The sequence below is a fragment of the Arsenicicoccus sp. UBA7492 genome, from assembly GCF_002479615.1.
Classification (GTDB): domain Bacteria; phylum Actinomycetota; class Actinomycetes; order Actinomycetales; family Dermatophilaceae; genus Arsenicicoccus; species Arsenicicoccus bolidensis.
Genome location: NZ_DLOE01000053.1, coordinates 1 through 9,507 on the forward strand (window position 1 = coordinate 1; position 9,507 = coordinate 9,507).

7 protein-coding genes are annotated in these 9,507 nt (G+C 70.3%); 2 read left to right on the forward strand and 5 right to left on the reverse strand.

Annotated features, from left to right (window positions below; all coding sequences use genetic code 11):
- Nucleotides 1-294: 294 nt before the first annotated feature.
- The gene (locus tag B4E97_RS16230) at nt 295-1,164 is read left to right on the forward strand and encodes a TIM barrel protein (RefSeq protein ID WP_029212020.1); all 870 of its coding nucleotides are present in this window, start codon (nt 295-297) and stop codon (nt 1,162-1,164) included.
- 643 nt (nt 1,165-1,807) lie between these two features.
- Here the strand turns inward: B4E97_RS16230 and B4E97_RS16235 are convergent.
- The 4 genes from B4E97_RS16235 to iolC all read right to left on the reverse strand — a co-directional run bounded on the left by B4E97_RS16235 (nt 1,808) and on the right by iolC (nt 6,311).
- Nucleotides 1,808-3,307: a CoA-acylating methylmalonate-semialdehyde dehydrogenase gene (locus tag B4E97_RS16235; protein WP_029212021.1), complete on the reverse strand. Its 1,500-nt coding sequence runs from the start codon at nt 3,305-3,307 to the stop codon at nt 1,808-1,810.
- A 120-nt stretch (nt 3,308-3,427) separates the two neighbouring features.
- Entirely contained in the window at nt 3,428-4,324 is an 897-nt protein-coding gene (iolB, locus tag B4E97_RS16240) for a 5-deoxy-glucuronate isomerase (protein ID WP_286960761.1), read from the reverse strand.
- Nucleotides 4,321-5,301, reverse strand: a complete 981-nt coding sequence (locus B4E97_RS16245; RefSeq protein ID WP_286960763.1) for a Cgl0159 family (beta/alpha)8-fold protein — start codon at nt 5,299-5,301, stop codon at nt 4,321-4,323. The genes iolB and B4E97_RS16245 overlap by 4 nt, the downstream gene beginning before the upstream one ends.
- Nucleotides 5,301-6,311, reverse strand: coding sequence for a 5-dehydro-2-deoxygluconokinase (gene iolC / locus B4E97_RS16250; RefSeq protein WP_029212024.1), 1,011 nt, complete (start codon nt 6,309-6,311; stop codon nt 5,301-5,303). The genes B4E97_RS16245 and iolC overlap by 1 nt, the downstream gene beginning before the upstream one ends.
- Before the next feature lie 144 nt (nt 6,312-6,455).
- On the opposite strand from iolC, the gene B4E97_RS16255 reads away from it, so the two are divergent.
- Complete coding sequence (locus B4E97_RS16255) at nt 6,456-7,196, forward strand: GntR family transcriptional regulator (RefSeq protein WP_029212025.1); 741 nt, start codon at nt 6,456-6,458, stop codon at nt 7,194-7,196.
- 726 nt (nt 7,197-7,922) lie between these two features.
- Here B4E97_RS16255 and B4E97_RS16260 read toward each other — a convergent pair.
- The coding region (locus B4E97_RS16260; protein WP_286960764.1) for an IS1634 family transposase at nt 7,923-9,507 on the reverse strand (1,585 nt) is incomplete at its 5' end.

Consider the following 9,507-nt stretch of genomic DNA (forward strand, 5'->3'; position numbering starts at 1 on the left):
ACTCCCCTTAGGAACTCATCCACCCGGGTTGGCACGCCAGGCCGACAGACCTACCTCAGGTAGTCACATCGGCCCGGGTTGGCACGCCAGGCCGATAGACCTACCCCCGGTAAAGGCATCGACCGGCCTTTGTTCGCCAGGCTGATGGACTCGAGCCCGGCTGATGTGTCCGGGCCCGGCCCAGACGGATCCGAGGGGGTGGCATCGACGCGAGGACGACGTGATGTCAGAATGTCAGAGCAAAGTCGCCATACGGCCAGCTCGACTCGACCCGACCGACCAAGGAGCGCATCGATGAGGATCGCCACCGCCCCCTGCAACTGGAACAACGGGGACATCCCGGACTTCCGGCCCTACACCGCGCCCGGCCAGATGATGGACGAGATGGTCGAGGCGGGCTACGTCGCGACGGAGTGGGGCCCCGGTATGCCGGACGACCCCGCCGTCGTGCGCTCGGAGATGTCACGGCGGGGGCTGGAGATGGTGGGGGCGTTCGTGCGCCTGGGCTACCGCGATCGCGAGCGCTGGGACGAGGCCGACGCCGCGGCCCTGGCCGTGGCCGAGCGCGTCAAGGCCGCCGGCGGATCGATCCTGGTGGCGGCCGAGCTCGGCGACGACCGCCGGGACGCCGAGGCCGGTCACGTCGACGAGGCTCGCGGCCTGACGGACGAGCAGTGGCGCAACCTCGCCGACGGCCTCGCCCACCTCGCGGATCTGCTCGAGCCCATGGGCATGCGCGTCGTCCTGCACAACCACGTCGGCACCTATGTCGAGACCGCCGCCGAGACGCGCCGCTTCCTCGACGAGACGGACCCCGCCAAGGTCGGCTGGTGCCTCGACGTGGGCCACCTCAAGTACGGCGGCGGCGACGCCCTCGACTTCCTGCCCACCTATGGCGACCGCGTCGCGCACGTCCACCTCAAGGACGTCGACCCCGAGGTGCTGCGCCGCGCCCAGGACGAGCAGTGGAGCTTCGGCGACGCGCTGCGCGGCATCATCTTCCCCGAGCTCGGGGACGGCCTCGTCGACATCGCGGGGGTCGTGCGGTGGCTCGGCGACCACGGCTACGACGGGTGGATCGTGCTGGAGCAGGACACCACGCACAAGCACCCCAAGGACGCGGCCCGCATCAACCGGGAGTATGTCGAGAAGCTCCTCGCCTGACCCCCGCCACCAGTCCGGTCACCCCCACCCCCGCCGTTGGTCACCCATGGCGTCAGGGGCTCCCCCAACCCCGACCGTTGGCCCCAATGGCGTCAAAGGTTCCCCGAACCCCGATCGTTGGTCACCAATGGCGTCAGGGCGGCCCTGTTGAACGATCCACAACGCCAATGGTGACCAATGGCGGAGGGCGAGCGAAGATCGGGGCCACTTCTGGTTGCCCTGACCACCAGAACCCGCCCCGATCTCGGTCCCGCTCCCTTGCGCGGGGCCACCCCATCGCTGGGAGGTTCGGTGCTGCCCTGGCGACACCGAACCTCCCCAGTGCCGGGGCGTTCAGGGGTTCCCGAGGACGGGCCGCCAGAGTGGTCACAGATCCGACATCAGCGGCCGTCGGGTGTCGGATCTGTGACCACTCTGGCGCTCTAGCCCTGCGGCGCTCTAGCCCTGCGGCGCCCTGGCCCTGCGGCGCTCTATCCCTGCGGTGCTCGTGCTCGTGTCGCGCGACGGGATCCCGCACCGCGCGAGGCGCCCGGCCCCGCGTGGGGTCGGGCGCCTCGGCATACGGCACTCGGGGCACGATCAGCCGGCCTTGGTCCCATCAGCCTGCTGGACGAGGGCCGGCGGATGCCCCGCCCCCGGTAGGTCAGTCGTTCTGGGGGAAGCCGAGGTTGAGGCCGCCGTGCGACGGGTCGAGCCAGCGCGCCGTGACGGCCTTGGTCTTGGTGAAGAAGTGGACGCCCTCCATCCCGTGCGCGTGCGTGTCGCCAAAGAGCGAGTTCTTCCACCCGCCGAAGGAGTAGTAGGCCATCGGCGTCGGGATCGGCACGTTGATGCCGACCATCCCGACCTGCACCTCGTTCTGGAAGCGACGCGCGGCGCCCCCGTCGTTGGTGAAGATCGTCGTGCCGTTGCCGAACGGGTTGTCGTTGATGAGCTGCAGGCCCTCGTCATACGACTCGATCCGCACGACCGACAGCACGGGGCCGAAGATCTCGTCGGTGTAGATCGACATCGACGGCGTGACCTTGTCGAACAGCGTCGGCAGCAGGAAGAACCCGTCCTTGCTCCCGCCGACCCACTCGCCGTCCCGCCCGTCGACGACGAGCTCGGCGCCCTCGGCGACCCCCGCGTCGACGTAGCCGCGGACCTTGTCGAGGTGCGCCTTGGTGACCAGGGGCCCCATGTCGACGCCCTCGCCGTTGCCCTCACCCGTCGTGAGGGTGGCCATGCGCTCCTTGATCTTGGCGATGAGCTCGTCCGCGACCGAGTCGACGGCCAGCAGCGCCGAGATCGCCATGCAGCGCTCGCCGGCCGCGCCGAACCCTGCGTTGACCGCAGCGTCCGCGGCCAGGTCGAGGTCGGCGTCGGGCAGGACGAGCATGTGGTTCTTGGCGCCGCCGAGGGCCTGGACGCGCTTGCCCGCCGCGACGCCGCGCTCGTAGACGTAGCGCGCGATCGGCGTCGACCCGACGAACGAGATCGACTTCACGTCGGTGTTGTCGAGCAGCGCGTCGACGGCCTCCTTGTCGCCGTGGACGACGTTCATGACGTGGTCGGGCAGGCCGGCCTCGCGCCACAGGTCGGCGATGAGCCCGGTGGCGGTCGGGTCCTTCTCGGAGGGCTTGATCACGACGGCGTTGCCGCAGGCGATCGCGACGGGCACGAACCACAGCGGCACCATCGCCGGGAAGTTGAACGGGCTGATGACGCCGACGACGCCGAGCGGCTGCAGGATCGAGTAGGCGTCGATCTTGGTCGAGACGTTCTCGGAGTAGCCGCCCTTCATGATGTGGCCGATGCCGCAGGCGAACTCGACGACCTCGAGGCCGCGGTTGATCTCGCCGACGGCGTCCGGATAGGTCTTGCCGTGCTCGGCGACGATGGCCTTGGCGATCTCGCCCTTGCGCGACTCCAGCAGCTCGCGGAAGGCGAACAGCACGCGGGTGCGCTTGGCGATGGAGGTCTGGCCCCACTCCTTGGCGGCCTCGGCGGCCTGGGCGACGACCTCGTCGACGAGCGCCTTGCTGGCCAGGTCGAGGGTGCCGGTGACCTCGCCGGTGGCGGGGTTGTAGACCTCGGAGGTGCGCTCGGCCGTGCCCTCCCACGAGGAGTGGCCGATGAGGTGGGTGATGCGCGTGGTCATGGGAGTGGTCCTTTGCTCGATGCCGTATGACGGGAAGCTGGGTGCGGGGTGCAGACCCGCCGGGGGTAAAGGCATCAGCCTGGCGAACGAAGGCCGGTCGATGCCTTTACCGGGGGTAGGTCAGGAGTAGGGGAGGCGGGGGTCGACGGACTGGGCGTCCCAGGTGCCGCGCACCCAGGCGTGGGAGGGGTCGTCGCAGATGAGCCAGGCGCGCTCGTCGCCGGGCCCGGCCATGACGTTGAGGTAGTACATGTCGTAGCCGGTCGGTGCCATCGCCGGCCCGTGCCAGCCGTGCGGCACGAGCACCACGTCGCCGGAGCGGACCTCCGCCAGCACGTCGATGGGGCGGTCGTCGGTGCCGTAGACGCGCTGGTAGCCGATCGGGTCCGGAGCGCCTGCGCCCCCGTCACGGCCCCGGCCGCCGCCACGCTCGGTCTGCATCTCGAAGTAGTAGATCTCCTCGAGCGCCGTCTCCTCGCCCGAGCGTTCCTCGTCGTGCTTGTGCGGCGGGTAGGACGACCAGTTGCCGGCGGGCGTGACGACCTCGCAGGCGATGATCGAGTCGGCGTCCAGGACGTCCGGGGTGCCGAAGTTCTGCACCTGACGGCTGGCCTGCCCGGCCCCGCGCAGCTCGACCGGGATGTCGGCCTTGCGGAGATGCTTCACGGGGAACGACGTCCGCGCGGTCGCGTGGCACAGGGCGATCCGCCCACCCTGCGGCGCGGTGACGGTGAAGGTGGCCTCGCGCCCGACATACAGGCAGTCCGCCGGTCCGGCGAAGACCGAGGGTCGACCCTCCAGCTCGTATGCCGAACCTCCCGTCTCGACGACCGCCGCCTCGCAGGCGAGCGGCACGACGACGAACTCGTGCTCGCCGGTGGCGACCTCGCGGGACTCGCCGGGCTCGAGGTCGGCGACGAGCAGACCCGTGTGCGTCCAGCCGGGGTCGCCCGGTCGGATCCGCACGTGGTAGTCGTCGTCACCGGTGGTGGTGGCGGGCTTGAACCAGTCGCTCATCGTGCTCCTCCAGTGAGTGCGTGCCTGCCGGGGACAGGGTTGCTTCCAGGGGCGGGGTGGCTGCCAGGGGCCAGGTGGCTGCGGGCGGGGTCGCCGTGAACGAGGTGCGCGGCGACGTCGACCGCGGCGGCGACGTCCCCGTCGGGTGGGTAGAGCAGGGCGCGGCCCACGACGAGGCCGGCCGCGCTGGGGCAGGTGAGGGCGTCCGCCCAGGTGGCGTAGGTCTGCTCGGGGTCGGCGGTGGGGTCACCGCCGAGGAGCAGCGCCGGCATGGTCGAGGCGTCCAGGACGCGGGCCATGTCGTCGACGACCGGCAGCTTGAGCCAGGTGCGGGCACTCGTGGCGCCCAGACCCGCGGCGACGTGGACGGACCGGATCACCGAGTCGGGGTCGAGGTGGTTGACCACCCGCCCGTCCGCGCCCCGCGAGGACCAGAACGGCTCGACCATCGCCATGAGCCCGGCGTGGGCGAGCTCCGTCACGGCGCGGGCGCTGGCCGCGAGGGTCGCCGCCGTGCCGTCGTCGGCGAGGTCGACGCGGGTCAGCATCTTGCCGCCGTCCAGCCCGCGCCGGGCCAGGTCGGCGGCGGCGTAGGCCGTGAACCGGTCGTCGAGCTCGAACGACGCGCCTTGCAGGCCACCGCGGTTCATGGAGCCGACGACGACCACGTCGTCGAGCAGACCGAGCAGGAGGAGGTCCTCGAGGACGTCGGGGGTGCCGAGCACGCCGTCGACGCCGGGACGTGACAGGGCCGTGGCGAGACGCTCCAGCGTGTCGGAGCGGCTGGCCATCGCCATACCGTCGTCGCGGACCCCGAGGGCGCCGCGAGCCGGGTGGTCGCAGGCGACCAGGAGCAGGCGGCCGTCGTCCCCGACGAGGGGGCGGCGCCGGCGGGCGGCCCACAGGTGGTCGATGCGCTCGGGCTCGCGCAGGCGGGTCGTGGTGAGGGCGCGGACGTCGACGCTGACGCGGTCCATCACTGGCCTCCTCGGCGTTCGGCGAGCAGCTGCTCGACCTCGGCGGGCGTGGGCATGGCGGTGGAGCACTCGAGCCGTCCGACGACGAGGGCGCCCGCGGCGTTGGCGAACCGCAGGATGCGCTCGAGCCCCCAGCCCTGGAGCAGGCCGTGGCAGAAGGCGCCCCCGAAGGCGTCGCCGGCCCCGAGCCCGTTGACCACGTCCATGAGGATCGGCGGGACCTCGACGCGCTCGTCGCGGGTCTTGGCCAGCACGCCCTTGGGGCCCTGCTTGACGACGGCGAGCTCGATGCCGCGCTCGAGCAGGGCGTCCGCGGCGCGCTCGGGGTCCTCCTCGCCGACCGCGACCCGGCACTCCTCGCGGTTGCCGACGGCGACGGTGCAGCGGTCGAGCACGGCCTCGACCTCGCGCGTGGCGGTGGCCTCGTCGGGCCAGAACATCGGGCGGTAGTCGAGGTCGAGCACGGTGTGGGTGCGCCGGTCGCGGGCGGCCCAGGCGGCGTGGTGGGCGTCGCGGCTCTGCTCGTGCGACAGCCCGGTCACCGTGGCCCAGAAGATGCGCGCGTCCGTGATGGCGTCGAGCGGCATCTCGTCGGCCTGCATCACGAGGTCCGGCGCCTGGGGGTAGCGGTAGAAGTAGAGCGGGAAGTCGTCCGGCGGGAACATCTCGCAGAAGGTCACCGGGGTCGGCAGGCCCTCGACGGGGGTGACGAAGCGATCGTCGACGCCGAGGCGCAGCAGCTCGCGGTGCACGAACCGCCCGAAGGGGTCGTCCCCGGTGCGGGTGATGACGGCGGAGCGGTGGCCGTGCCGGGCGCCGGCCACGGCCACGTTGGTGGCGCTGCCGCCGAGGAACTTGCCGAACGTCTCGACGTCCTCCAGCCCCACCCCGATCTGGTGGGGATAGATGTCGATGCCGACCCGTCCGATGGTCAGCACGTCGAACGGCTCGGGCCCGTCGGCCCGCTGGGGCCGCTCGGCGCTCGTCGCGTCGGAGGGTGCGTCAGCCATCACAATCCCTTGTGCGTCGGTGTCACGTCGGTGGGAACACGCCCAGCCTGCCTCAGCGCTCGCAACCCTGTCAAGGTTTGTTAGGACAAACGGACTTTAGTGAGTTGGTGACACTTTGACATATTGCTAATACCATCACGGACTGTGACCATTCAGCTCCCCGTGATGATCGACCGCACGAGCCCGGTGCCGTTGTACCACCAGCTCGCGCAACAGCTCACGGCGGCGATCGAGGGTGGCGCGCTCAAGCCCGGCGACGCGTTCGAGAACGAGCTGTCCCTCGCCGAGCGCCTCGACCTGTCCCGCCCCACGGTGCGCCGCGCCATCGGCGAGATGGTCGCCCGCGGCCTGCTGGTGCGCCGCCGCGGCATCGGCACGACGGTGGCCAACGAGGTCATCCACCGCCGTGACGAGCTCACCTCCCTCTACGAGGACCTCCAGCGCTCCGGCCGGGCCCCGATCACCAAGGTGCTCTCGTATGACGCAGAGGCCTACAGCGAGCGCGCGGCCGAGGCACTCGGCCTGCCCTCCGACACGCCCATGCTCTCCATCGAGCGGCTGCGCTATGCCGGCGACATCCCCCTGGCGCTGCTCCACAACTGGCTGCCGCCGCGCTTCGCCGACATCACCGAGGCCGAGCTGACCGAGCACAGCCTCTACGAGCTGCTGCGCGACCGCGGCGCCAAGATGGTCGTCGCCCAGCAGACCATCGGCGCCCGCTCCCCCGGTGGCCGCGAGCGCAAGCTGCTCGAGCTCGCCAAGTCCGACCCCCTGCTCACCATGACCCGCAAGGCGTATGCCGGCGACGGCGTGGCCGTGGAGTTCGGCGACCACTGCTACCGCGCCGACCAGTACGCCTTCGACATCACCGTGCACGAACGCTGACCCGCGGGGCCGCACCTCAGGATCGCGCTCGCGTCGACCTGTGTGCCACCGTCACGGTGACGGCGAGGTCGTCACACTCACGCCTCGTCCGGACCGCGTCGACCACCGCGGCCTCGACCTGATCGAGGCGCTCGGCCTGGGTGAACGCACCCGGCACCTCAGGCACCTCGACCGCCCACCAGGCGCCGGACCTGGATACTTCTGCGGTCACCTCCATGACCTGGCTCCCGTCTGATCGAAGACCGGATGAGCGGGTGGCTCGCCCCCCTCACGTCCGATGTCAGAGACTCACGACTACTGCTGCAACGATGGAACAGGTGATCGTGCCGCACATGACTGTTTTGGACCGCCGTGCAGTCGCGGGGTCATCCTCGGCATCCCCCGCCAACAGCTCGCCCATGATCAAGGCTGGTCTCCCACCACTGAGGACAATCAGGCAGACGGAGAGGTCGGTGGCCTCACCCGGAGCATCGACGCATTGTCGGAGGGATCGGCGGAGTTGCGGATCGCAGCAGCGACGAAGAGCAGAACGAGACCGGCCACGCCTATGATCCGCGAACCACCATCTTGTAGCGTCCTGCGGTCCAAAGATCATGCGCAGTGAATAGCAAAGCTCCCCAAGACGAACCCTGGCGGGGTGTCGCGCCTGACGACAATCTTCAGTCATGGGCCCCGTTGCTGAGGGTCGATGACGTCGTCTGCCACGACCCGAGTTTGGTCATTTCGTTAGTGCGTGAGCCCGCCCCGGTGGATGGCCTTGAGGATGGCCTGCTTGTCGGCGGGGATCTGGGGCGGGAAGATCTGGCTGGTGGCGTTGATCGCGATGGTGGCTGAGCGCAGCGGGCGGAGCTGGCGGACGACGTTGCGGATGGTCAAGCCGGTGCGGTTCTGGACCTCGCGTGACACCGCCAGGGCGGTGAAGACGATGGTCAGGTGCGCCTCGATCGCGTCACGTTTCCGGGCGAACAGCGGCCGGGCCTTGAGGTATGTCTTGGACATCCGGAACGAGGCCTCGACGTGCCACAGGTCGTGGTAGGAGGAGATCACCTCGCCGGCAGGCATGACCGTGGCAGGGATGTTGGTGACGTAGCCCTTCAGCCCGACCAGCCGCCGGGCTCTGGCCAGGGACGCCTCGTCGAGCACGGTGGCCCCGCCGTTCTTCTTCACGAATCGTGGCGTGCGGGCGGCCTTCTCCCCGGCGATGACGGCCTTGGCCCGGTTCTCCTGCAGGGTGAGGGTCTTGTGGTCGCGCGCGGCACGCTTGGCCGAATAGGCCCACACCGCCCGCCAGGAGGCCGCGTGCTCGTCGGGGTCCCACGAGGGCTCGGCGCGGACCTTGACATCGTTGTCGCTGTTGCGGCCGGTTCGCGGCGTGGTGGTGTCGATGACCTGCCCGTCGGTGAACGCGTCCCCGTGCCAGTGGAAGTGGGAGGCGAGGTCGATCGGGGCCTTGGTCACCCGGGAGCCGACGATGAACCGTAGGTTGGCCTCGTCGAGCTGGCGCAGGTTGGTCGCCGAGAGCATCCCGGCGTCGGCGACCACGACCATGTCAGCCAGGTCGTGCCGGGCCTGGAACGCCTCGATGATCGGCACGATCGTGGAGGTCTCGGCTTTGTTGCCCTCGAAGCAGCCGATCTCCAGCGGGAAGCCGTTGCGGTCGACCAGCAGCCCGACGACGATCTGCGGGTCGACCCGGCGTTCCTTGGAGAAGCCGACCTTGCGCAGGTCGTCCTCCTTCTCGGCCTCGAAGTACAAGGTGGTGACGTCGTACATGACCAGCGAGACGTCACCGCTGGTCATGTACGACTGCTCGAAGCAGGCCGTGGCGACCTGGTCGCGGTATCCGCGTTCCTTGGCGCGGGTCAGGGTGCGCCCCATCGTCTTGTAGCTGGCAGCCTCCTGACCCAGATCGGCCAGCACCCGGGCGGCGTCCAGCAGCGAGGTCGGCTCCACGACCCGGGCCAGCACCAGGGCGGCAAACACCTCGTCCTCGAGCACGCCGAACCCCAGCTGGGCGTACACCGCGGCGAGGGCCTCGAACAGCACCCGGCTGTCCGTACCCACCACCCGCCCCGGACCGGTGCGTACCGCCAGCCCAGACGCAGGCGACGGGTTGAGCAGCGCCGGCTCAGGAGCCGGCGCCACCAGCGCCGCCGAGGGCGGGCTCGGTTCCACCCCCAGCTCCAGGACGCCCTGGTCGCGGTCATCCAGCAGCTCACCGGCCCGGGCCAGCAGCACCCCGAGCTCGGCCTCGGTGTGCGCCGAACCGACGTGCTTGAGGATCCGCTGACGCCCAGCGGCGTACTCGGCG